The sequence below is a fragment of the Salinivibrio proteolyticus genome (genome assembly GCF_001996165.1).
GTDB classification, from domain to species: Bacteria; Pseudomonadota; Gammaproteobacteria; order Enterobacterales; family Vibrionaceae; genus Salinivibrio; species Salinivibrio proteolyticus.
On sequence record NZ_MUFP01000006.1, the window covers coordinates 212004 to 236829 of the forward strand.

The 24826-nt window shown below is 50.4% G+C and carries 19 protein-coding genes and 6 tRNA genes; 23 read left to right on the top strand and 2 right to left on the bottom strand.

Annotation, left to right across the window (positions count from 1 at the left end; genetic code table 11):
- The first annotated feature begins 67 nt into the window (after window positions 1-67).
- The 19 genes from alaS to BZJ19_RS06785 all read left to right on the top strand — a co-directional run bounded on the left by alaS (window position 68) and on the right by BZJ19_RS06785 (window position 19181).
- A complete protein-coding gene (alaS, locus tag BZJ19_RS06695) occupies window positions 68-2650 on the top strand; it encodes an alanine--tRNA ligase (RefSeq protein WP_077675044.1) in 2583 nt (860 codons plus the stop codon).
- 443 nt (window positions 2651-3093) lie between these two features.
- Complete coding sequence (csrA, locus tag BZJ19_RS06700) at window positions 3094-3291, top strand: carbon storage regulator CsrA (RefSeq protein WP_069591103.1); 198 nt, start codon at window positions 3094-3096, stop codon at window positions 3289-3291.
- A 200-nt stretch (window positions 3292-3491) separates the two neighbouring features.
- Window positions 3492-3584 (top strand) — tRNA-Ser (locus BZJ19_RS06705).
- A 24-nt stretch (window positions 3585-3608) separates the two neighbouring features.
- A tRNA-Arg gene (locus BZJ19_RS06710) sits at window positions 3609-3685 on the top strand.
- Window positions 3686-3694: 9 nt separating this feature from the next.
- A tRNA-Ser gene (locus BZJ19_RS06715) sits at window positions 3695-3787 on the top strand.
- A gap of 32 nt (window positions 3788-3819) precedes the next feature.
- Window positions 3820-3896, top strand: a tRNA-Arg gene (locus BZJ19_RS06720).
- Window positions 3897-3951: 55 nt separating this feature from the next.
- Window positions 3952-4028: transfer RNA gene (locus BZJ19_RS06725), tRNA-Arg, on the top strand.
- 25 nt (window positions 4029-4053) lie between these two features.
- Window positions 4054-4130: transfer RNA gene (locus BZJ19_RS06730), tRNA-Arg, on the top strand.
- A 533-nt stretch (window positions 4131-4663) separates the two neighbouring features.
- On the top strand, window positions 4664-4909 hold the full coding sequence (locus BZJ19_RS06735) for an OadG family protein (protein WP_077675045.1): 246 nt from the start codon (window positions 4664-4666) through the stop codon (window positions 4907-4909).
- Between the two features lie 32 nt (window positions 4910-4941).
- Window positions 4942-6726: a sodium-extruding oxaloacetate decarboxylase subunit alpha gene (gene oadA / locus BZJ19_RS06740; RefSeq protein WP_077675046.1), complete on the top strand. Its 1785-nt coding sequence runs from the start codon at window positions 4942-4944 to the stop codon at window positions 6724-6726.
- A gap of 9 nt (window positions 6727-6735) precedes the next feature.
- A complete protein-coding gene (locus BZJ19_RS06745) occupies window positions 6736-7866 on the top strand; it encodes a sodium ion-translocating decarboxylase subunit beta (protein ID WP_077663001.1) in 1131 nt (376 codons plus the stop codon).
- A gap of 170 nt (window positions 7867-8036) precedes the next feature.
- Window positions 8037-8993, top strand: a complete 957-nt coding sequence (locus BZJ19_RS06750; protein ID WP_077675047.1) for an NADP-dependent oxidoreductase — start codon at window positions 8037-8039, stop codon at window positions 8991-8993.
- 64 nt (window positions 8994-9057) lie between these two features.
- Window positions 9058-9480: a YqaA family protein gene (locus BZJ19_RS06755; RefSeq protein WP_077675048.1), complete on the top strand. Its 423-nt coding sequence runs from the start codon at window positions 9058-9060 to the stop codon at window positions 9478-9480.
- An 11-nt stretch (window positions 9481-9491) separates the two neighbouring features.
- Complete coding sequence (locus BZJ19_RS06760; RefSeq protein ID WP_077675049.1) at window positions 9492-12338, top strand: M16 family metallopeptidase; 2847 nt, start codon at window positions 9492-9494, stop codon at window positions 12336-12338.
- A gap of 97 nt (window positions 12339-12435) precedes the next feature.
- Complete coding sequence (gshA, locus tag BZJ19_RS06765) at window positions 12436-14013, top strand: glutamate--cysteine ligase (RefSeq protein ID WP_077675050.1); 1578 nt, start codon at window positions 12436-12438, stop codon at window positions 14011-14013.
- An 8-nt stretch (window positions 14014-14021) separates the two neighbouring features.
- Window positions 14022-14639 carry a transglycosylase SLT domain-containing protein gene (locus BZJ19_RS06770; RefSeq protein ID WP_077675051.1) on the top strand — a complete coding sequence of 206 codons (618 nt, stop codon included), beginning with the start codon at window positions 14022-14024 and terminating at the stop codon, window positions 14637-14639.
- A 29-nt stretch (window positions 14640-14668) separates the two neighbouring features.
- Complete coding sequence (gene luxS, locus BZJ19_RS06775; RefSeq protein WP_077675052.1) at window positions 14669-15187, top strand: S-ribosylhomocysteine lyase; 519 nt, start codon at window positions 14669-14671, stop codon at window positions 15185-15187.
- A gap of 361 nt (window positions 15188-15548) precedes the next feature.
- A complete protein-coding gene (locus BZJ19_RS06780) occupies window positions 15549-16595 on the top strand; it encodes a substrate-binding domain-containing protein (RefSeq protein WP_077675071.1) in 1047 nt (348 codons plus the stop codon).
- A 6-nt stretch (window positions 16596-16601) separates the two neighbouring features.
- Entirely contained in the window at window positions 16602-19181 is a 2580-nt protein-coding gene (locus BZJ19_RS06785; RefSeq protein WP_077675053.1) for a LuxQ periplasmic sensor domain-containing protein, read from the top strand.
- A gap of 90 nt (window positions 19182-19271) precedes the next feature.
- Here BZJ19_RS06785 and BZJ19_RS06790 read toward each other — a convergent pair whose 3' ends face one another.
- Together BZJ19_RS06790 and BZJ19_RS06795 are read right to left on the bottom strand one after the other, a co-directional pair.
- On the bottom strand, window positions 19272-20555 hold the full coding sequence (locus BZJ19_RS06790) for an HlyC/CorC family transporter (protein WP_069586879.1): 1284 nt from the start codon (window positions 20553-20555) through the stop codon (window positions 19272-19274).
- Between the two features lie 107 nt (window positions 20556-20662).
- Window positions 20663-21460, bottom strand: coding sequence for a cytochrome C assembly family protein (locus tag BZJ19_RS06795; RefSeq protein ID WP_077675054.1), 798 nt, complete (start codon window positions 21458-21460; stop codon window positions 20663-20665).
- A gap of 184 nt (window positions 21461-21644) precedes the next feature.
- Here BZJ19_RS06795 and ffh point away from each other — a divergent pair, with 184 nt between their 5' ends.
- The 4 genes from ffh to trmD all read left to right on the top strand — a co-directional run bounded on the left by ffh (window position 21645) and on the right by trmD (window position 24802).
- Window positions 21645-23018, top strand: a complete 1374-nt coding sequence (ffh, locus tag BZJ19_RS06800; RefSeq protein ID WP_069586881.1) for a signal recognition particle protein — start codon at window positions 21645-21647, stop codon at window positions 23016-23018.
- 198 nt (window positions 23019-23216) lie between these two features.
- On the top strand, window positions 23217-23465 hold the full coding sequence (rpsP, locus tag BZJ19_RS06805) for a 30S ribosomal protein S16 (RefSeq protein ID WP_069586882.1): 249 nt from the start codon (window positions 23217-23219) through the stop codon (window positions 23463-23465).
- A 28-nt stretch (window positions 23466-23493) separates the two neighbouring features.
- The gene (gene rimM / locus BZJ19_RS06810) at window positions 23494-24021 is read left to right on the top strand and encodes a ribosome maturation factor RimM (protein WP_069586883.1); all 528 of its coding nucleotides are present in this window, start codon (window positions 23494-23496) and stop codon (window positions 24019-24021) included.
- 25 nt (window positions 24022-24046) lie between these two features.
- Entirely contained in the window at window positions 24047-24802 is a 756-nt protein-coding gene (gene trmD / locus BZJ19_RS06815; protein ID WP_069586884.1) for a tRNA (guanosine(37)-N1)-methyltransferase TrmD, read from the top strand.
- The last annotated feature ends 24 nt before the right edge of the window (window positions 24803-24826 follow it).

Below are 24826 nucleotides of genomic sequence, written 5' to 3' on the forward strand. Positions count from 1 at the left end.
TTATGTTACCATCGCGTCATTACCACGACCGGTTGCTAACGCAACACTCGATTATCAGGATTAGCCAATGTATATGAGCACTGATGAGATCCGCACCGCGTTTCTCAAGTTCTTTGAAAGCAAAGGGCATCAGATTGTGCCCAGCTCATCGCTCGTGCCTGCCAATGATCCAACGCTTTTGTTCACCAACGCAGGTATGAACCAGTTTAAAGATACCTTTTTAGGGATCGAAAAACGTGACTACTCACGCGCCACCTCCGCGCAGCGTTGTGTACGAGCGGGCGGTAAGCACAACGATTTAGAAAATGTCGGCTTCACAGCACGTCACCACACCTTCTTTGAAATGCTAGGTAATTTCAGCTTCGGCGATTACTTCAAGCAAGACGCGATTCAGTACGCGTGGGAGTTTCTGACCGAAACGATTGGCCTGCCGACTGAAAAGCTACTAGTCACCGTTTATAAAACCGACGATGAAGCTTTCGATATCTGGCACAACACTATCGGTGTACCGGCTGATCGTATCGTGCGCATTGGTGATAAAGAGGGCGGTAAACCTTACGAGTCAGACAATTTCTGGCAAATGGGTGACACTGGACCTTGCGGCCCATGCTCTGAAATTTTCTACGATCATGGCGACCATATTTGGGGCGGACCTCCAGGTTCTCCAGAAGAAGACGGTGACCGTTTTATCGAGATCTGGAATATCGTTTTCATGCAGTTTAACCGTCAAGCTGACGGCACCATGGAAAACTTGCCGAAGCCATCGGTTGATACTGGTATGGGTATCGAGCGTATTGCGGCCATTAAGCAAAACGTTCATTCCAACTACGAAATTGACGTGTTCCAGCAACTGATCAAACAAGTGGCTGACAACATTGGCGTCGACGATTTGGGTAACCAATCGCTGCGTGTGGTAGCAGACCACATCCGTTCATGCGCGTACCTGATTGTTGATGGCGTGATGCCATCCAATGAAGGCCGCGGCTACGTGCTGCGTCGTATCATTCGTCGTGCGGTGCGCCATGGCAATAAGCTGGGCGCGAAAGGTGCCTTTTTCTACAAGCTCGTTGGCCCTTTGGCGGCGATTATGGGCACGGCTGGCGAAGCGCTGCGTGAGCAGCAAACCATGGTCGAAAAAGTACTTRAAATCGAAGAAGAAAACTTCGGTCGCACCCTTGAGCGTGGCATGGTCATGCTGGAAGAGGCCTTGGATAAAGTGCAAGGTGATGTGCTAGACGGCGAAACCGTCTTTAAGCTTTACGATACCTATGGCTTCCCAGCTGATTTAACCAATGATGTTGCCCGTGAGCGTGGCTATCGCATCGATGAAGACGGGTTTGAAGCGGCGATGGAAGCACAGCGCCAACGTGCGCGCGAAGCGGGTCAGTTCGGTACTGATTACAACCAAACCATCAAAGTGGAGCATGGTTCAGACTTCTGCGGTTACACCGGCACAGAGGGCGAAGGAAGCATTACCGAGATCTTTGTCGATGGGGCGCCTGTTGAGACGCTCGCATCGGGTGATCATGCGGTTGTGATTCTCGACCATACCCCTTTCTATGCCGAAGCGGGTGGTCAATGTGGTGACGCTGGTGTGCTGATTACCGAGCAAGGCCGCTTTGCAGTGACAGATACGCAAAAAGTTGGTCAGGCCATTGCTCACTACGGCAGTTTAGTAGAAGGACAACTGCTTGTCGGTAGCACAGCGAAGGCGCAGGTTGATGCCGCGCGTCGTCAAGCAATTGCACTTAATCACTCTGCCACTCACTTACTTCACGCAGCCCTGCGTCAAGTCTTAGGTGAGCATGTGGCACAGAAAGGCTCGTTGGTTCGCCCAGACGGATTGCGTTTTGACTTCTCGCACCTAGAAGCGGTCAGTCACGACGAATTAAAAGCGGTTGAGCGAATCGTCAATGAGCAAATCCGCGCCAACCACAGCGTGCAAACTGATGTGATGGATATCGATGCGGCCAAACAAAAAGGGGCGATGGCTCTGTTTGGCGAAAAGTACGATGACAAAGTACGCGTACTGACCATGGGTGATTTCTCCATCGAGCTGTGTGGCGGGACGCACGCAAACCGTACCGGTGATATTGGCCTGTTTAAGATCACCTCTGAGGGTGGCATTGCTGCGGGTATACGCCGCATTGAAGCGATCACCGGACAAGATGCGATTGAGCGTGTGTATCAGCAACAAGCTGACTATGAAGCCAAGCTTGACGATGCGCACGGTAAAGCCAAGGCGCTTGAGAAGCAAATTCAGCAGCTTAAGCAAAAACTGGCGGCGCAAGAGAGTGCCGGGCTTATCAATCAAGTCCGAGAACTTAACGGTGTTAAAGTGCTTGTGAGCCAGCTCGATGGCGCAGATAACAAAGCGCTGCGTAGCATGGTTGACGACTTGAAAAACCAGATGGGTAGCGGGATTGTCCTGCTTGGTAACGTTGCCGATGGTAAAGTCGGTCTGATTGCCGGTGTGACCAAAGATCTGACTGGCAAAGTCAAAGCCGGTGAGTTAGTCAACCTTGTCGCGCAACAAGTCGGCGGCAAAGGTGGTGGTCGCCCAGATATGGCGCAAGCGGGCGGCAGTGATGTGGCTGCATTACCGCAAGCGATTCAATCTGTCGATGCATGGCTGGCAGAGCGCCTCTAATCGAGCTCACAGCTAAGTGTTAAAGTCAAGAGGGTCGCCATGGGCGACCCTTTTTTGTGATCTAGATTAATAATTGCACTTTTTTTTTGATTCTGTATAGTGCAACGCCTTAGGCAATGCGCTGGCGAGAAGACGTGATATGGCTTAGGTTTTACGTCCTTGCCAACCAGTGCAACACAGATTTCTCTTACACTGTTATCTCAGGTCAAGCGCTAACATCGCTAACGGCATGATGATAAAACAGTAAATTTCTCTGCCCTTTTCTGGATATGGCCTGATAATTCAGCCATAGTGTGTGTTGCGGCGTTTATTTAACCGTCGCATTAGCATCACGAGCAGGGAAATGGTCATACGATCACAGATAGCGGGCCGGTACGCAGGCGGGTTATCTGGCTCAGACACTGATTGAATAAGTAAAAGATTGATACTCAAGGAGTAGAAGAATGCTGATTTTGACTCGCCGTGTTGGCGAAACTTTGATGATTGGTGATGAAGTCACCGTCACCGTCTTGGGTGTGAAAGGTAACCAAGTTCGCATCGGTGTGAACGCACCAAAAGAAGTCTCTGTACACCGTGAAGAAATTTACATGCGTATACAAGCAGAGAAAGGCACCCCAGCCGGTGGTCAGAACGACTACTAATTGAGTGCAGAAAAGGTCGACCTAGGTCGGCCTTTTTTATGCCAGAAAGTTGCAGAATAATTACGTCTAAACGACCAATAAACCAACAAAAAAGCCGACCTTTGGGTGATAATTGTCCATTTGTTTGGGGCTAAGCGATTTTTGCCCGAAAAGTGTTTGACATATTTGTGGCTCAAAGTAATATGTGCCCCCGCAGCGACGGTGAGGTGGCCGAGTGGCTGAAGGCGCTCCCCTGCTAAGGGAGTATACGGTTTGTAGCCGTATCGAGGGTTCGAATCCCTCCCTCACCGCCATGTTGCTGCAAGCAAGATAGATGTGCGTCCGTAGCTCAGCTGGATAGAGTACCTGGCTACGAACCAGGCGGTCGGAGGTTCGAATCCTCCCGGACGCGCCATTTACTTGTGGTGAGGTGGCCGAGTGGCTGAAGGCGCTCCCCTGCTAAGGGAGTATACGGTTTGTAGCCGTATCGAGGGTTCGAATCCCTCCCTCACCGCCATGACTTACAAGCCTGCCTTGTAAGACTGATGTGCGTCCGTAGCTCAGCTGGATAGAGTACTTGGCTACGAACCAGGCGGTCGGAGGTTCGAATCCTCCCGGACGCGCCATCACCCTTCACGGAAGAATTGCAAACGATGTTCAGGATGAACCGATTGTAGACACGCGCTCGTAGCTCAGCTGGATAGAGTACCTGGCTACGAACCAGGCGGTCGGAGGTTCGAATCCTCCCGAGCGCGCCATCTTCAATCATGCAAATCCGTCAGCGCGTCCGTAGCTCAGCTGGATAGAGTACCTGGCTACGAACCAGGCGGTCGGAGGTTCGAATCCTCCCGGACGCGCCATTTCTTTGCTTTAGTCCCAAATCCATCTCTCCTTATTACTCGTCACCACTGCGGCAGTTCGCGTTATTCTCTCATCGATCGTTATTGTAAATACCGACCGTTCAGTCTGTTTTTCTCGCTCATGTGACCTTCCTACTGGTAAACCCTTGTGATGCGTTCATTAACGCTTTCTCCTTTTATCAGACGCTAAACGCGATTGGCTGTGGAGAAGAAAAAGGTTTTTTCCAAAATTCGCACAATCATTTTGATTCCCGCATCGAAGCCCTTGCATAGACAAGCTCGCAATTCTGATAGACCCTCAGTACTCACCGTAAAATGCGTAATCTATATATTTACCTTTACGTAAACGTCAAATTAAGGTTATCGCGTCTAGCGCGGTGATGGCGCGCGTTGTAAGGTAACAAAAACGCAACACATCGATTGTCATTTGTACAAATAGTTAGTATTTTGACCGCAAACGATTAAATACCCCTTTAAACCCTGTGAGGAATCAAACCATCGTTACAGGGGAATAGGTGACAAGGACGATAACCATGGAACTGGGCCCGCTTTTAGAACAGGCACTGATGCTCATGCTCACCGGCATGTCAGTGGTGTTCGTATTTCTTTCAATTCTGATTTTTCTGGTACGTCAGCTTGCTCGCTTTGGCGATCCTACCCCGCCTACGCCAGCATCGTCTGTCGCGTCTACCCCCGTTAAAGCTCAGCCGGGAACATCCCCGGATGTGATTGCTGCGATTACTGTCGCTGTTCAGCAATATCGCCAACGCCAGCGTTGAGTGGTAAGGCACATATAAAAAAGGAGTTTGTTATGTCTACGCCGTTAGCTATTACCGATGTGGTGCTTCGTGATGCCCATCAGTCGTTGTTTGCCACGCGCCTGCGTTTGGACGATATGTTGCCGATTGCCGCCGAGCTTGATCAAATTGGTTTTTGGTCACTCGAAACATGGGGTGGCGCGACCTTTGACGCGTGTATTCGCTACTTGGGGGAAGATCCTTGGGTGCGCTTGCGCGAACTGAAAAAGGCGATGCCGAACACGCCAATGCAGATGTTGTTACGTGGGCAAAATTTGCTGGGATATCGCCACTATGCCGATGACGTGGTGCATAAATTTGTCGAACGTGCGCACGCCAACGGGATGGATGTATTCCGTATTTTTGATGCCATGAATGATGTGCGCAATTTCAAAGCGGCGGTCGGTGCCGCGGTAGAAGTCGGGGCACATGCACAAGGAACGATCTCGTATACCACAAGCCCTGTTCATACCTTGGACACATGGACAGATCTTGCCAAGCAATTGGAAGATTTAGGGTGTCATTCACTGTGTATTAAAGACATGTCTGGCTTGCTAAAACCCTATGAAGCCTATGAGCTGGTGAGTCGCATCAAATCGGCGTGTGATATCCCTTTATCGCTGCACTGTCACGCCACGACTGGCTTATCAACTGCAACGGCCATTAAAGCCGTTGAAGCAGGACTCGATGTGTTAGATACCGCGATTTCGTCGATGAGCCAGACCTATGGTCATACGCCAACGGAAACTGTGGTGGCGATGCTGGAGAACACAGAGCGCGATACGCAGCTTGACCTCAATAAGCTGGAATCTGTGGCTGCCTATTTTCGAACGGTACGGAAAAAGTATGCGCAGTTTGAAGGGCAGCTCAAGGGCGTCGACTCACGTATTCTGATCGCGCAAGTGCCGGGCGGCATGCTCACCAATATGGAAGGCCAGCTTAAAGAGCAAGGAGCGGCCGACCGCTTGGATGAGGTACTCGATGAGATCCCGCGTGTACGTGAAGATCTCGGTTATATTCCATTGGTCACACCTACCTCCCAAATTGTCGGCTCGCAAGCAGTGATTAATGTTCTGACTGGCGAGCGTTATAAGAGCATTACCAAAGAAACGGCGGCGCTACTTAAAGGCGAATATGGAAAAGCGCCCGCACCAGTCAATGCGAAGCTGCAAGCCCAAGTGCTGGATGGTGAAGCGCCGATTACTTGCCGCCCTGCAGATAAATTAGCGCCTGAGCTGGATGCGCTCACGCAGGCTCTGATTGAAAAAGCCGACGCCGAAAACGTATCTTTGGCAGACGACAAAATCGATGATGTCTTAACCTACGCGTTATTTCCGCAAGTGGGATGGAAGTTCTTACAAAATCGCGGCAACCCCGATGCCTTTGAGCCGGCACCAACGGGTGAAGCAGAGCCTGCCTCTGTGGCCACCAAGCCGACGTCAGGCGGCGAGATTGAAACCTATAGCGTGCGTGTGAATGGACAAGTCTTTAACGTAGATGTAGGTCCAGATGGCGCGTTAGGGGACATTCAGCCCAGCGCGTCGCCAGTGGTATCAGCCCCTCAACCTAGCGCCGTTCAACCACAAGGCGAACCCGTCACTGCTCCTTTGGCGGGTAACATCTTCAAAGTGATGGTATCACCGGGTGAGCACGTGCAAGAAGGGGATGTATTGATTGTGCTCGAAGCGATGAAAATGGAGACCGAGGTCCGAGCGGCGCAAGCAGGCACAGTTCAGGATGTCCAAGTAAAAGAAGGCGATGCGGTGACCGTAGGTATGCCGCTATTGCACTTAGGGTAAGAGGGCAACATGGAAGGATTAATGATCTTGTGGTCAGAAACGGGCTTGGCGAATTTCCAATGGCCTCAGCTTGTGATGATCGCCGTCGGTTGCTTGTTGCTCTTTTTGGCCATTCGCCGTGGGTTTGAACCTTTGTTACTTTTGCCCATCGGGTTCGGGGCGATACTGGCTAACATTCCTAATGCCGGATTTAACGAGCCGGGCGGCTTGCTCTATTACGTCTATCATGTCGGCATCGATACCGGAGTCTTTCCGTTATTGATTTTTATGGGCGTTGGCGCGATGACCGATTTTGGCGCGCTGATTGCTAACCCGCGTACGCTGCTATTGGGTGCGGCGGCACAGTTTGGCATTTTTGCTACCTTGTTTGGCGCCATTTTGCTCAACTTGGTTCCCGGGATGGCATTTACGCTCAAGGATGCCGCCTCGATTGCCATTATTGGTGGTGCGGATGGGCCGACAGCAATCTTCCTCGCCAGCAAACTGTCGCCGGATTTGCTCGGTGCCATTGCAGTCGCCGCCTACAGTTACATGGCGCTTGTGCCGATTATTCAGCCTCCGATCATGAAGCTGTTTACCTCGGAAAATGAGCGTCAAATCGAGATGAAGCAGTTACGCCATGTGTCGAAAACTGAGAAAGTGCTGTTTCCGCTGGCGGTATTAATGATGACCATCTTGTTCTTGCCGTCGGCAACACCGCTGGTCGGGATGTTCTGCCTCGGGAACTTGATGCGAGAATGTGGGGTTGTCGACCGCTTATCCGGCACCGCGCAAAATGAGCTGATTAACATTGTCACCATTTTCCTTGGCTTGGCGGTGGGCTCTAAATTAGAAGCGGATAAGTTTCTTCAGTTTGAGACGTTAGGCATTTTGGTACTCGGTGCTGTGGCATTCAGTATTGGGACTGGCGCCGGCGTGCTGATGGCAAAGCTGCTTAACCGCTTTAGCCGCGATCCGATCAATCCGCTTATTGGCGCAGCAGGCGTGTCGGCAGTGCCCATGGCGGCAAGGGTTGTCAACAAAGTTGGTTTAGATGCCAACCCACACAACTTCTTATTAATGCATGCCATGGGGCCCAATGTGGCCGGTGTGCTGGGCTCGGCGGTGGCTGCGGGTATCTTGTTGGCGTTGGTCGGATAATATGCCCTGTCTTGTGACGAGAAAAGGCGAAAAGAAAACGGCGGTAGGCATTGTGTCTATCGCCGTTTTTGTTAAGACTAGAGGTTTACGCTTTGCGATTACGCAGTGCTTTGCTATGAAGCGATGAGTCAGGTGACTCAACCGGGCAACGGCATGCGAAAGGAGTCTTTATGTCGAACAATGTATCTCTTGCGATCCCCCAATTTGGCGGACCTGAGGTGTTAACCGCCGTTAATCGTCCCATTCCCTCCCCGTCTGAAGAACAAGTGCTGATTCAGGTAAAAGCGGCAGGTGTGAATCCGATTGACGCAAAAACGCGTGCAGGCCTCGGCTGGGCCGCAGAGCATAACCAAGATAAATTGCCTTGGGTGCCTGGATATGATGTTGCGGGTGTTGTGGTGGCTAATGGCACTAACGAAAGCAAGTTTGATGTGGGCGACCGCGTTGCAGGTATGATTGGCTTTCCCACTGATGGTGGCGGTTATAGCCAGTACGTAGTAGCTGACGCAGGATTACTCTCGACCGTTCCACCGAGTGTACCTATGGTAGATGCCGCTGCCTTACCACTAGCAGGCCTCACCGCATGGCAAGCGCTCGAGCACGCGCAATWACGGGTAGACGAAAAAGTACTGATCTTGGCCGGTGCCGGTGGCGTGGGTCACTTGGCGGTGCAATTAGCGGTTCGAACCGGGGCGAATGTTTACGCGACCGCGTCGTCGTCCAATCATGATTTCTTGCGTCAGCTTGATGCAAAACCGGTTGATTATCACCAAACCCATTGGGCGACCGCTCATGGTGAATTTGATGTGCTGATTGATCTGGTTGGGGGAGAAACTGGGATTGATGCGCTCGCCAGTTTGCGCACTGGCGGTCGTGTGGTGACCGTGCCGACCAATACCCGCGATATGATCACCTCAGCAGCGGCCGAGCGGGGCTTGAAAGCCACGGGGATGCTGGTGGAGCCCAATACATGGCAAACTCAGCGCCTACTCGACATGCTTGACCAAGGTGATTTACGGATTGATATTGCGGCTGTGTATCCGTTAGAGGAGGCTGCACAAGCACATATTGCCCTTGAAGACGGTCATACGCGTGGTAAACGCGTCCTCGAAATGCCGTCTGCATAAATGGATAAAAAGAGTGGTCATTCAGGGCCTAAACGCCTGAACCAATAGGGGAGTATGCGGTCGAATGGGCGATTGGTCATCGCTGGTTATGTTGTTTGCAACCAGCTTTCTCAGTGCCACCTTGCTCCCGGGTGGCTCTGAAGCCAATATGGTGTATTTACTTCATCACCATAGCTACTCCGAAAGTGTCATTATTGCGATTGCCAGTGTGGGCAATACGCTAGGCGGTATGACCAACTATGCGATTGGTCGTTGGTTACCTGACTATCAACCGAAGCGGCGCTGGGATCGCCACGCGCAGGCGTGGTTAAAGCGATACGGTTATGCCGCATTATTGTTAAGTTGGGTGCCCGCCATTGGCGATCCCTTATGTGTCGTCGCCGGGTGGCTACGTTTACGCCAGTCTTGGTGCTGGCTAGTTATTTTTTCTGCAAAAACAGCGCGCTACCTTATTCTTGTCTTGTCATATCATTGGGTAGCCGGGTAGGAAATTATCATATGCAACGTTTATTGCTCGTCTCGTTTTTTGTTCTTGCCTCATTGACAGGGTGTCAGTTACTTGGCCCTCAAGCCACGCCAACCCCTGAAGGTATTACTTGGATTAAAACCGTGTCGCCGCCTGAGGGCAGCGCACAGGTGCCTTATCAAGAGTTTCGTCTCGATAACGGGCTGACCGTTCTGTTGCATCAAGACCACTCCGATCCTTTGGTGAAAGTCGATATGCGTTATCACGTCGGTTCATCCCGTGAAGAGCCAGGCAAATCGGGCTTTGCACACTTCTTTGAACACATGATGTTTGAAGGCTCCAAGCATGTAGATGATCATGGAAAACGGATCAAAGAAGTAGGGGGGTATAACAATGGCTCGACCGATCGCGATACCACCCAGTACTATCAAACCGTTCCCGCCAATGAGTTAGAGCGCGTGCTATGGCTTGAGTCGGACCGAATGGGCTTTTTGCTAGAAGCTGTCTCACAACGTAAATTTGAAGTGCAGCGTGATACGGTGAAAAACGAACGCGCTTATCGTATCGATAATGCGCCCTATGGCCGTGTTAATGAAACCATTAATCAAGCGCTTTATCCTGAAGGACACCCCTATTCTTGGCCTGTGATTGGCTATGTCGAGGATCTTGATCGCGTCGATGTGGGCGATTTGAAACAATTTTTCCTACGCTGGTACGGACCAAACAACGCCACTTTGACCATCGGTGGAGATATTGATGTACAACAAACGCTGGCATGGGTGAACAAATACTTCGGTGATATTCCTGCTGGCCCAGAAGTGGCTGACCCTGAACCACAACCCGTCACGCTCGAGGCGGACCGCTATGTGACCTTGGAAGATCAAATCTCCCAACCGGTATTGGTCATCACTTTCCCAACCGGCACGCCAGACACAGATAACAGTACCCGCTTGAGTGTGCTTGCTAGCGTGCTTGGACAAGATCGAGATAGCCTGCTTTATCAGTCCTTGGTGCAGTCAGGTAAGCTGTTGAGCGCGGGCGCTTCTCACCGTTGCGGTGAGCTTGCTTGTACGTTTGAACTTTATGGTGTAGGTAGCCAGCAGCAATCATTGGCTGAGGTTGAAACCCTGTTGATGGACGCGCTTGCGACCTTTGAACAACAAGGGGTATCGAAGGCAAGTATTGCCCGCATCAAAACCATGACTGAAGCGGATGACATTTTCGCTCTGCAAAGTGTGGACGGTAAAGTCGAGCAGTTGGCCAGCGACTTCAGTTTATTTGGTGATGCCAATCGCTTAGAAGCACGTTTAGCGCGTCTTGAGGCGGTGACCCCTGAAAACGTGATGGAAAGTTTCCACCGCTGGGTGAAAGGTAAGCCTGCCGTGTATCTGAGTGTCGTGCCTTATGAGCGCACGGATTTGGTGGCGAAGCCAGCTAACTTTGTGTATCAGCGCCCCGACTACGCACAAAGCGTCGCGCCTTCACAAGAGAAGCTGCCACCCCGTCGTACGCCGGAAAATATCGATCGCACCCAAGTGCCTCCAACGTCCGGTAGTGTGACGGTGAACGTGCCGAAAATTTATCGTGCGGACCTCGATAATGGCATTCATCTCGCTGGTACGGAGAGTCGCGAAACCCCTACTGTCACCCTATATATGACCCTGCCTGCCGGCACCTTAATGGAGCCGAATGACAAGCGTGGTCTCGCCAACCTTACTGCCCAGATGGTCACCGAAGGTGGGGCGGGGATGACCGCGGCTGAGTTAACCCAAGCTTTGAAGCAATTGGGGAGTCAGGCGAGTATTGAAGCCGATGAGCATGAAACCTATATCACGATTACCGCGCTCAAAAAACATGTGGATGAAACCCTGCAACTGGTTCACAAAGCGTTAAGTGCGCCTACCTTCTCCGAGCAAGACTTCATGCGGGTGAAAGCGCAACTGCTGGAAGGGATGGCCTCGCGTGCCGATGATGCTAGCTGGCTTGCAGACCAAGCTACTCGAGAGCTCTTGTTCCAAGACGCGGTATTCCGGTCACCACGAGGTGGCGTAATGGAAGATATTGAGGCACTGACCATCGATGATGTACGTGCGTTTTATCGCCAACACTATGTATTGAAAGGCAGCCAGCTCGTGGTCGTGGGGGATGTGTCACGCGATCAAGCCGTGACGTTGGCGAACCAAATGACACCGTGGCAAGAGGCGCCTCGTTCGCAGCCTCAAATCGCCCGCGCGGTTCCTCGGGATGAAAAACAGCCACAAATTTGGCTTGTAGATAAACCGAAAGCGCCGCAAACCAGTATCCGTATGGTGCGCCACGGTATGCCTTATGATGCGACCGGCGAGATGTTTATCACGCGTCTGGCCAACTTTAACCTTGGCGGCAATTTTAACTCCCGTATTAATCAGAACCTGCGCCAAGATAAAGGCTATACCTATGGCGCCGGTGGCGGTGTGTACAGTGGGCGTCAACTCGGCACCATTGAGTTTGATGCTGATGTCCGTGCGGACGCGACGGTTGATGCAATCAACCAGCTTTGGCAGGAAATGGCCAATTCGGCGGAAAACGGTTTCACACCGCAAGAGCTCGCTTACCTGCGCCAATCGAGCGGGCAACAAGATGCGCTGAGCTATGAAACTCCGTGGGAAAAGGCAGGTTTAATTGCCCATGTTGAGGAATTTGGCTTGCCCGACAACTACCGCGATGAGCAGCAAGCGATCATTCAAACGATTGATCTTGAACGCTTAAATCAGGCGGCGAGACGTTGGTTTAATCCGAATGACTACCAAATCATCGTCGTTGGAGATGCCGAACAGCTTGCGCCAGAGCTGAAAGCGCTTGGTTTGCCGGTGAAACCGCTTATGCTTGAGTATCGCTAACGCCGCCTCGAGTAAACACACGTCGCTGCGTGATGGCTTTTGAGTGATAGCTTGTTTATCCTAACCCGTCACGCAGCACAAAGATAAGAGAAACGTTTTGACTGATTTCACCCAGCGGTTAGCGCGTTTGGCGCAAAACCCAGAAGCATTAAAGGGGATTGGCCGAGGACTGGAGCGTGAAGCCTTACGGATCACGCCGACCGGACACTTGGCTCAGACGCCGCATCCAGATGCACTTGGCTCAGCGCTAACGCATCGATGGATCACCACGGACTTTGCGGAGTCTTTGTTGGAATTTATTACGCCTGTCAATACATCGGTCAACGGAATGCTCGATGAGCTGCAAGACATTCACCGTTTTACTTATAAGCAAATGGGTGACGAGCAGCTATGGCCCATGTCTATGCCATGTGTGGTCGCCTCTGAAGACGATATTACCTTGGCACAATATGGCAGCTCGAATATCGGCCGGATGAAAACACTGTATCGCCAAGGGCTCAAACATCGCTATGGCAGTGTGATGCAAGTGATCTCTGGGGTACATTTTAACATCTCCCTCCCGGAGACGTTTTGGCAGCACCTTTACCACACGGGCTCTGTGACGCAAGCTCAAGTGACGCAAGGCTACTTTGATCTTATCCGTAACTACTACCGTCACGGTTGGATGATCCCGTATTTGTTTGGCGCATCGCCTGCCTTGTGTGGCACCTTTATCAAGCATGCACAAACCCGCTTGCCGTTTGAGCATTTGCCCTCAGGCACCTGTTATTTGCCGTATGCAACCTCATTGCGTCTCAGTGATTTAGGCTATACCAACAACGCACAAGCCGAGCTAAAAATAGGCTTTAATACCCTTGAGCAATATTTGGAAGGACTGCGCAGTGCAATTCGCACCCCTTCGCACGAGTTTGCCAAACTTGGGATCCGTGATGGTGACAGCTATCGCCAGCTCAATACCAATGTCTTGCAGATAGAGAATGAACTCTATGCGCCTATCCGCCCGAAACGCAATGCACAAAGTGGCGAAAAGCCCACAGAAGCGCTAGATCGTGCCGGTGTGGAGTACATTGAAGTGCGCTCGCTAGATGTTAACCCTTACAGTCCGGTTGGCATTGAACAAGACCAAATCCATTTCTTGGATCTCTTTGTGAGTTGGTGTGCGCTCTCACCGTCAGATCCGATGACGGATGCGGAGCTCAACTGCTGGCGCGAGAACTGGAACAAGATCGTGATTGAGGGACGTAAGCCAGGCTTATTGCTGACCACCGGATGTGACGGCCATCAGCGCACACAAGCGGAGTGGGGGTTACAAGTGATGGCTGAGCTCAAACAATTGGCTGTCGTGATGGACCGAGCGGTGGGTGATAATCGCTACGAAACCGTCTGTGATAAAATGATGGCCTGTTTTGACAACCCAGAACTCACCCTCTCTGGGCGCTTGCTTGCCGATATTATTGCCCAAGGTGGTATTGGTAATGTGGGCTTAGGGTTAGCCAGTGCGCACAAGACAGCGCTTAGAGGCGATGACTATCGTGTCCACAGTGATGCGGAATTTTTGCAAGAAGCAGATGCCAGTATCGCCCGTCAAAAAGATGTCGAAGCCAGTGACACTCTCAGCTTTGAGGCCTTCTTGAAAGACTATTTCAAAGATGTGCCAATGGCAGAAAGCTGGTAAATCGGAGGATGACTTGGGTGCGTTTTAGCCGAATTTTCGCGGCACCAGGGGCGGTATTATTGCTGTCTAGCTGTGCAACGCCCCCGCCGGATAATCCAAATAACCTATGTGCGATTTTTGATCAGAATCCAGATTGGTTTGAAGCGGCGGTGGAGATGGAAAAGACGTGGGGAACACCCATCCAAGTCGCGATGGCCTTCGTGAAACAAGAGAGTGCGTTTGTCCATGATGCTTTGCCGCCTCGCGATTATGTCCTAGGCATTTTGCCTTGGGGACGAGTGAGTAGTGCCTATGGGTATGCACAAGCGCAAGACCCAGCATGGTCGGACTATCAAAAGGCAACCGGTAATGGCGGCTCGCGCACCAACTTCGATGATGCATTGCAATTTATTGGTTGGTACACCAACGAAACCTATCGTCAACTCGGTGTGTCTAAATGGGATGTGTACCGACAATATTTGGCTTACCATGAAGGACGCGGCGGTTTTCAGCGCGGCTCTTTTGAGCGTAAACCCGGACTCAAACGCGTCGCGCGAAAAGTAGAGCAGCAAGCCAAGGACTATGGCTGGCAGCTTAAAGGCTGTCGGCAACGTTTAGAGGACAATCTGAGCTGGTGGCCTTTCTAAGCCACAGTGACGAATTAAAGGAGGGCAAAATGCCGTTATTGGATAGTTTTACGGTCGACCATACCCGTATGAATGCACCTGCAGTGCGCGTGGCTAAAACGATGAAAACGCCCGGTGGTGATACGATCACCGTGTTCGATCTGCGCTTTTGCCGACCCAATGAAGAGATCTTGACGGAAAAAGGCATCCATACGTTGGAACACTTGTTTGCAGGCTTTATGCGCAAGCACTTAAACAGCAAGGATGTTGAAATCATTGATATCTCCCCGATGGGATGCCGAACTGGCTTTTATATGAGCTTGATTGGTGAACCACAAGAAAGTGATGTGGGTCGCGCTTGGGAAGCGGCGATGGAAGATGTATTGACGGTACCGTCGCAAGATAAAATCCCTGAGCTGAATGAGTACCAATGTGGCACCTATGCAATGCATTCGCTCTCTGAGGCGAAGGATATTGCACGCGCGATCATTGATGCTGGGATCTCAGTGAATAAGAACGATGATCTGTCGCTACCCGAGTCGATGCTACAAACCTTGCGTGTAGATTAATTTCTTTGCAGAAATAGGTGCACATCGGATATAAAAAAGTAGACGTTCAAGGCGCCACCTGACGGTGGCGTTTTTTTGTACTACCGTTCTCTTTCTTTGCTATTTCATCTGCTACCAAGATCGGGACAGAATTCATCCTGTCTTGATTGTTGGATAAATTGCGAGAAGGAGTATGCGTGATTGCAGCTTTTTTGCTTAATGAAGCACGCTTCTGAAGTTCGGCGCTGCGCAATGTGCTGGTATTCGCTAAGCTGATAGGTATCTGGCAAGTGATAAGGCAGTGAGACCCAACGTGAAATTGAGCAAGCGGCAACCCACACATCTCAATATTGTTCGAGCAATATGTGGCGTCATTATCTGGATGATGACGCCTAACGCGCTGGCTGCCCTTAATGATTACTKGTCTTACAGTGAATACCTCCGTCTTCATCCTGAGCAAAATGCGCTGACGGAGCAACTTGATAGCCAAGTGCAAGCAGAGCCGGAGCCGCTTAAGACGTCTCCGAAAACGATTAAGATCTCGGTCGTCGTGCCGGGTGAGCAGATTTCTGATTACTGGCAGCGCAATATCCTCGCTTTGGAACGTCGGCTGCAAGCGCTGAATATCCCGTATGAATTGGAGCAAGTGACCACACGACCTAACAACGATATTCGCGAGCAAAGTGCTTCATTGTTCGCTGCACTTCGTGATGGCGCAGACTACCTGATTTTTACTCTCAACAGTGTTCGCCATCGTAAATTTATTAACCACGTATTGTCGCAAAACAAAACCAAGCTGATCCTACAAAATATCACGACACCAGTGAGAGCGTGGCAGGATAATCAACCGTTTCTTTATGTTGGCTTTGACCACCAAGAAGGCAGTTTAGCGTTAGCAGATTATTTTAATGCCCGCTATCCGCAAGGCGCCTCTTATTCGGTGCTGTATTTTTCTCAAGGCTATCTCAGTGATGCGCGTGGCGATACATTTATTGATGCGATGAATAACCACAGTCACAATCACCTGTTGTCCGCTTACTACACCAAAGGTGACCAAGCGTCAGGCTATGAAGCGGCTAAAGCGATGCTCAACAATAATGAGAAGCTTGATTTTATCTACGCGTGCGCCACAGACGTCGCCTTCGGTGCAATTAATGCGCTTGATGCGTTGAATCGGCATGAGGTCGTGATCAATGGCTGGGGCGGCGGTTCAGCAGAGCTTGATGCTCTGCAACGTGGCGACTTAGATGTTACTGTGATGCGAATGAATGATGACACAGGCGTAGCAATGGCTGAGGCGATCAAACGCGATCTGCAGGATCAGGCTGTGCCCGTGGTATACTCCGGCCGATTTGAAATTGTCACGAAAGAGGACAGTCCTGAGCGCATTAATGCGCTTAAGAAGCAGGCTTTCAGATACTCGGATTAGCGCATCATGACTATGTCAGGTTCCAAAAAACTCTCACTTTCACAGCTGCTTACACGTCTTATCGTGGTGTTTTTCTTGTTTGTGACTGTGGGCGTTTATGTCCAGAGTTATCAGCTGACGCTGGCGGGCATTAATCAGGAAGTGACGCGCACGCTGACACAAACGTCACGCCTGTTACAGAATGTATTTGACAGCCGCCTAGACTCGCTGCAGATCCACCAAAACACCAATGCATCCAGTATGACGCTGCAAGCCTTGGTGGCACGAGGCGATCGGATTGCTCTCGATGACTATTTCATTGAGCAAGAGCAGCAAGATGCCGCCAATACCCCTGATTTCCGTTTTATTGCCCGTGATGGCGAGTTGCTATGGCACGACGGTAGTAGCCTTTTTCATGGCATTGATGACAAAGGGCTTGAGCGCTTGCGCGCGCAGCTGCGAGATATCAACCGCTGGACACTGACCACCATTACCACCGAGATGGAGCAGGGGTATGTGCTTATGCGTAAAACCCCGATCGTTTTTCAAGCTAGTGGTAAGTTGGGCGGTTACCTGTATGTTGCGGTGATGCTCAATGGCAACTTTTCTTTTGTCAAAAGCCTGCAGCGAGCCAGTGGTACGCAAGCCGTTTGGTTATCGGTCAAAGAGTTAACGCTCGCTTCCACACTGACCGGGGATGATAATTTCGCTAACGAACTCACCTTACCCACTAAGGGGAGTAGCCAAGCGTTCCGCAACTATCTTATCAGTCACGCTAATTTGCGTATTGAAGGGGAAAACTCAAACATCGCCGTACTTTCGGCGCAACGCAATGACAATGTACTCGCGTTACAGCGCCAGATGGGGATCAACCTTTTACTTACCACGTTAGTGATTTTAGTGGCGGCTATTTGGGTCAACCGGTTTGTAAAAACCCGTATCGCCGGTTCACTCGACAAATTGATGCGTTATACCTTGGGCGCGACCTCACGCCAGCGAACCTTGCCTTTTGCGGGCTCTGATATTGAAGAGTTTGATCACATCGGTCAGACACTCGAATCGACATTTGATGCCCTTTACGAAAAAGAGCGGTCATTGCAGGATTTGTTTGATTATGCGCTCTCACCAATTATTGTTTGGGATACCGACTTTGCGATTACGCGTATTAACCCGGCGGCCAAATTAAAACTGAATTATGATGCCGATGCGCAGCAAACGAGCTGGATGTACATGCAGTTTATGCGCGCTATCTCGCCGTATCTCAAGCGTGCCGTCGATGGTACCATTCTTAAAGGCGTCAATATCCATATCGATAACCGCGTGTATCGTTGGAACCTTGCCCCTTTGATGGTCGATAATCAAGTCAAAGCTGTCATCGGGCAAGGGCAGGAAATTACGTCGTTGATTGAAGCAGAGCAGCAAAGCCAACGTGCCAAAGAAGCGGCAGAAGCCTCCGCCCGAGCAAAATCAGAATTCCTCGCTAAGATGAGCCATGAGATCCGGACACCGCTCAATGGCATTCTGGGCATTACCCAAATACTCAGCGATAAAGTGGAAGATAAAGCGCAGAGCGAGCTATTGGGAAGTTTGTACCAAAGTGGTGAGCACTTACTGACTGTTCTGAATGATATTTTGGACCTRTCCAAAATTGAGCAAGGTAAGATGACCATCGAGTACGGTGATTTTTATTTGCACGATATCATCAGTACGGTAGAAAACATCTATACGCCGCTATGCGAAAGTAAGCGTATTGGACTGATTATTGAGTCTAACCTCGCAGACGACACCGTGATACGCTCTGATCAATCACGCTTGACCCAAATACTGTTTAACTTGATGAGTAACGCGGTGAAGTTTACCCATCAGGGTAATGTGGCGCTTGAAGTCAAACTTACCCCAATGGAGGGGGCTCAGCACTGCTTGATGATAAAAGTGCAAGATTCAGGGGTGGGCATGAGTGCAGACGCACTCGACACCTTATTCGATCCTTTCGTTCAGGCCGACTCCAGTGTGACGCGCAAATACGGCGGCAGTGGACTGGGGCTTTCCATCGTCAAGAGTCTGCTCGACTTACTCGGCGGTACGATTGAGGTGACCAGTGAAGCGGAGAAAGGCAGCTGCTTTACGCTGACGGTGCCAGTCGAACATGTAGATAATAAACCTAAAACCATGGTGGAAAGCACCGTGTTTGACGCCAAACAGGCGGGCATTCAGCGCGTGCTGTTAGTGGAAGATAACAAGATTAATGCGATGGTGGCACAAGCGTTCTGCAAAAAACACGACATCAGCGTGGATTGGGTAAAAGATGGTGAGCAAGCACTTACATCTTTACGTGAAACCACCTATGATCTTGTGTTGATGGATAACCAAATGCCCAATTTGGGTGGCATTGATGCCACTAAGGCTATTCGCCAAGATCTAGGGCTTAATGTGCCGGTTTATGCGTGTACTGCCGATGCATATGGCAGTGTGCATGAAGCCTTTTATGAGGCCGGGGCAAATTATGTGATTGTCAAACCCATCAAAGAAGACAGCTTTGTTGAAGCGTTGCGTTATTACCAAACTGAGCACCAAGAAATGGTAGAGCAGAGCCCCGCTGATCAGTGAGAGGTTTGCGTATAAGGTCAATATAACGGGGAAAAAAGGCAGAGCCGTTAAGTAGTTCTAACGTTAGAAAACTTAACGGCGAATTCTGTTCTACTCGGTGCTGACTTTCTGCTTTTGGATTGGCAGCACTTTAACTTGTTTGATCATATTCTCGGCAACATCGACGATTTCAATTAGGTGACCGTCAATTTCCACGCTTAGGCGGCTATTAGGAATATCCTCCAAGTGCTCCAAGATCAAACCGTTCAATGTGCGGGGGCCGTCGGTAGGGAGATCCCAGTTCAGGCTCTTATTCAAATCACGGATATTGGCGCTACCCTCAATCAGGTAACCGCCATCTGTCAGCGGAGTGATTTCTTCGGCTAAGCTTGGCGAGAGTGAGGTGGTAAATTCCCCCACGATCTCTTCGAGAATGTCTTCTAAGGTCACCAAACCGATAATGTCGCCGTACTCATCCACAATCAGACCAATGCGTTGCTTGTTACGCTGGAACTTCAGCATCTGTACGTTGAGCGGGGTGCCTTCCGGTATGAAGTACACTTCATCCGCAGCGCGCAGCAAGGTCTCTTTATTGAATTCGTTTTTCTCGACCATCAAGCGGTACGCTTCTCGTACCCGTAACATGCCGACTACTTCATCTATCGTGTCACGATACAGCACCATACGGCCATGTGGCGCATGGGTAAGCTGGCGCATAATGGACTTCCAGTCATCGTTGACATTGATCCCTGTGATTTCGTTACGGGGCACCATAATGTCGTCTACCGTCACCTCTTCGAGCTCTAAGATCGAGATCAGCATATGCTGGTGACGGCGAGGGATTAAACTGCCGGCCTCATTAACGATGGTACGCAACTCCTCGGTACTTAAATTGTCTTTCCCATCACTTTTCACGCCTAAGCCAAGTAAGCGTAGAAAGCCGTTAGTAATGAAGTTCACTAAGCTTACAACCGGGTAAAACACCTTCATCAAGATGGTGAGTACAAAGCTGCTGAGAAAGGAAACGCGCTCAGGGTATAAGGCTGCCAAGGTTTTCGGTGTCACTTCTGCAAACACCAAAATCACCATCGTCAGGACACCGGTCGCAATCGCAATACCGGCATCACCATAAAGGCGTAGCCCTAAGACAGTCGCAATAGAAGAGGCAAGAATATTGACGAGGTTATTGCCGATTAGAATGAGTCCAATCAAGCGATCCGGGCGTGCTAGCAGTTTTTCAACTCGCTTTGCACCGGTGTGGCCCTGTTTAGAAAGGTGGCGTAATCGGTATCGATTCAGTGCCATCATGCCTGTCTCAGAGCCGGAAAAATACCCGGAAATGACGATAAGCAATACCAAGAAGGAAATTAATATTCCCGTCGATATGTCGTCCAACGAACTGTTCCTTACGTTTGTTTTAAAATGTGAGCGTCTGCTCGAGAGTATAACACTGACATGCCGTTAGGTGGCGAGCGCACCCATCATGCATTCTAGAGTGACGATTAACCCGCAATAAGGATCTCGCGAACAAATCGGCTACCAAAGTAGGCCAATGTGAGTAGAAAGGCGCCTACAATACTAAACCAAATCACTCGACGTCCACGCCAGCCAGATTGATAGTGGCCCCATAGTAGCACACCATAGACCACCCATGCTGCCATCGATAGGAAGGCTTTATGCGCTTTTCCTTGCGCGAACATATCATCGACAAAAACAAATCCAGTAATTAAGGTGAACGTCAGTAAACTCTGACCCACTAAAATGATGTTGAAAAGTTGGCGTTCCACCATCATTAAAGGTGGGACGTTATGGTTGATGACCTGACGCTTTTTATGTTTTAACTGATAGTCGAGCCAAGCCAGCTGCAATGCGTACAAGGTTGCAATCATCAGGGTTGAGTAAGAAAACAGTGCCAGGGAGATATGCAACAACACCTCAGGGTGTGACTCTAAATGGGTAATAAAAGCACCGGGTAGTAAAGTCGCGCTGGCGAGATTTAATCCCGCAAAGGCATAGACAACCGGCAACAAAAACCATAAACGGAGTCGGAAAATTAGGCCGGTAGTCATCATAGCAATGATGAAACTTACCAACGACGCGACGTTGAGTATGCTTAAATTTTGCCCGCTGCCAGAGAGGATTAAATCCTTGAGCAGATATGCATGCAATGCCAGCGCAGCCAGTGCAGTAAAGAAGACCGGCTTCGCACTAATCTGATTGTTGCTGGACAAGCCGGGGATGATCTGCAAAATGGCGGCCAGATAAAGCAGTGATGCCAATAAGGCTGTCAGAATATCCATCGTCACCGATCAGTCAGTTAATCAATAAGAATGAAGGTGTGAGTATACCTTGCCTCAATCTCTGTCGCTATCGATACATGCAAGCGATGGGGGGATTGCGGTATAATCTCAATTAATTTCGCGACAGCGATTGCACCCTGACGGTCAATGTCATGGGCCAATAGGACGAGTGGGCGAGTAACGCATGTTTGAAAATTTATCAGAACGTTTATCCCGGACGCTAAAAAATATCAGCGGCCGAGGTCGATTAACGGAAGACAATATCAAGGAAACCCTGCGCGAAGTGCGTATGGCGCTACTGGAAGCCGATGTCGCGCTCCCTGTGGTTCGTGATTTTGTTAAGCGCGTTAAAGAACGCGCCGTGGGGATTGAGGTATCGAAAACCCTGACCCCAGGGCAAGAATTCATCAAGATCGTCCAAGCCGAGCTGGAAGCGGTGATGGGCGATGCCAACGAGCAGCTTGATCTTGCCACCCAGCCCCCTGCAGTGATCCTGATGGCGGGCCTGCAAGGTGCCGGTAAAACCACCAGTGTGGGTAAACTGGGTAAGATGCTCAAAGAGCGTCATAAGAAAAAAGTGCTGGTTGTATCGGCTGACGTGTATCGCCCCGCGGCGATTAAACAGTTGGAAACATTGGCCAGTGAAGTCGGTGTTGATTTCTTTCCGTCGAGCGCAGACCAGAACCCGGTAGATATCGCCAAAGCGGCGCTCGATGAAGGGAAGCTCAAATTCTACGACGTGGTGATCGTTGATACCGCCGGTCGTCTGCACGTTGACGATGCAATGATGGACGAGATCAAAGACGTTCACCATGCGATAAACCCGGTCGAGACTTTGTTTGTGGTGGACGCCATGACCGGTCAAGACGCCGCGAACACCGCCAAGGCTTTTAACGATGCGTTAGCACTGACTGGTGTGGTATTGACCAAAGTCGATGGTGATGCGCGTGGTGGTGCTGCATTGTCGGTTCGCCATATTACCGGTAAGCCGATTAAATTCTTGGGTGTGGGTGAGAAGACTGACGCACTGGAACCATTCCATCCTGACCGGGTGGCATCCCGTATCTTGGGTATGGGTGACGTGCTGTCACTTATCGAAGATCTCGAGCGTAATGTCGATAAAGACAAAGCCGAGAAAATGGCCAAGAAGTTCAAAGAAAAGAAAGGCTTTGATCTGGGCGACTTCCGTGACCAACTGCAGCAAATGAAAAGCATGGGCGGCATGATGGGGATGATGGATAAGCTCCCGGGTATGTCGAACTTACCGGCCAACGTGAAAGATAACGTTGATGATAAGATGTTCGTGCAAATGGAAGCTATCATCAATTCGATGACCCCACGTGAGCGTCAACGCCCTGAGATCATCAAAGGCTCGCGCAAAAAACGTATCGCAGCCGGCTCTGGGACCCAAGTGCAAGACGTCAATCGTCTGCTCAAGCAGTTTACCCAGATGCAAAAAATGATGAAGAAAATGCAAAAAGGCGGCATGCGTAACATGATGCGCCAGATGAAAGGCATGATGCCGCCGGGTGGACCTGGTGGTGGCTTTATGGGCTAACCCATTTTGCAGGCGGATGAAGCGTCAGCCTGCATGACAACTCGCTGTGAGGCTTGGGACAGCTGGTGAAAATTTGGCTAAACCAGTTGCAATCACAGCAATAAAGAGTAAAATTCCCGAGCTTTATTTTGGCACGAGGCCCCGCATTGCTTACGCGAAACGGGGCCAATTTTATTAAGTAATGCAAATGAGGACGATATGGTAACCATTCGTTTGGCACGTCATGGCGCGAAAAAACGCCCATTCTATCAAATCGTTGTAGCTGACAGCCGCCAGGCGCGCGACGGTCGCTTCATCGAGAAAATCGGTTTCTTCAACCCTGTAGCTCAAGGCCAGGAAGAGAAACTACGCCTTGACCTGGATCGCGTAAACCACTGGGTTGGCGAAGGCGCTGCGGTTTCTGACCGTGTTGCTAAGCTGATCAAAGACGCAGCGAAAGCAGCGTAAGCAATCAGTGTCAGGGTTAAAAGAAGAAATGAGTGAGCAAGAAACTATCGTCGTCGGCAAGCTTGGCTCGTCATACGGCATTCGAGGCTGGCTCAAGATTTTTTCTTACACTGAAGAAGCTGAGAGCATTTTTGCCTACTCACCGTGGTTTATCCAGGTGCGTGGCGAGTGGCAACGTTTCGAGTTAGAAGACTGGAAGCGCCACAACAAAGGGTATGTTGCCAAGCTCAAAGGTCTGGATCAGCGCGAAGACGCGCAGATGCTGACCAATGCCGAAATCGCAGTGAGTGCTGAAGCACTGCCAGCGTTGTCGGATGAAGAGTTTTATTGGCGTGAGCTGTTTGGCATGGACGTGGTGAATGCGAAAGGCTATCACCTCGGAACTGTGACAGACATGCTTGAAACTGGCTCGAACGACGTACTTGTCGTTAAAGCCAACCTGAAAGATGCTTTTGGCAAAAAGGAACGCTTAATTCCGTTCCTTGAAGAGCAGGTCATCAAGTCGATTGATCGCACTGCTCAACGGATCGAAGTTGACTGGGATCCTGGTTTTTAAACTCCAACAGTAAGCGAGCGGAAATATGTGGGTTGGCATTATCAGCCTTTTTCCAGAAATGTTCCGAGCCGTCACTGATTTTGGAGTCACGGGCCAAGCGGTTAAAAAAGGGCTGTTAAACGTCGAAACGTGGAATCCGCGTGATTTCACTCAAGACAAACATCGTACGGTTGATGATCGACCTTACGGCGGTGGCCCCGGTATGTTAATGATGGTTCAGCCGTTGCGCGATGCCATTCATGCTGCCAAACAAGCCGCAGGCGATAACGCGAAAGTGGTTTACCTCTCTCCGCAAGGGCGTAAGCTCGACCAAGCGGGGGTCGAATCACTGGCCAGCAATGAAAAACTTATTTTGATTTGTGGCCGGTACGAAGGGGTAGACGAGCGCATTATACAAACTCACGTCGATGAAGAATGGTCGGTGGGAGATTTTGTGCTCAGTGGGGGCGAGCTGCCCGCGATGACGTTAGTAGACGCTGTTGCTCGGTTTGTACCGGGCGTTTTAGGCGACATGGCGTCAGCAGAGGAAGACTCCTTTGCCAACGGGTTGTTAGACTGTCCACACTACACGCGTCCGGAGTTGTTAGATGGGTTGGCGGTACCAGAGGTGCTAAAATCCGGAAACCACAAGGACATTCGTCGCTGGCGATTAAAGCAATCGCTAGGTCGCACTTGGCTACGACGACCAGAGCTCCTGGAAAACCTAGCTCTGACTGACGAACAGGAATCACTACTTGCCGAGTTCATTAAAGAGCATCGAGCAAGTGCCGAATCAAATTGAGTTTCAGTTTATTCTAGGGTTATA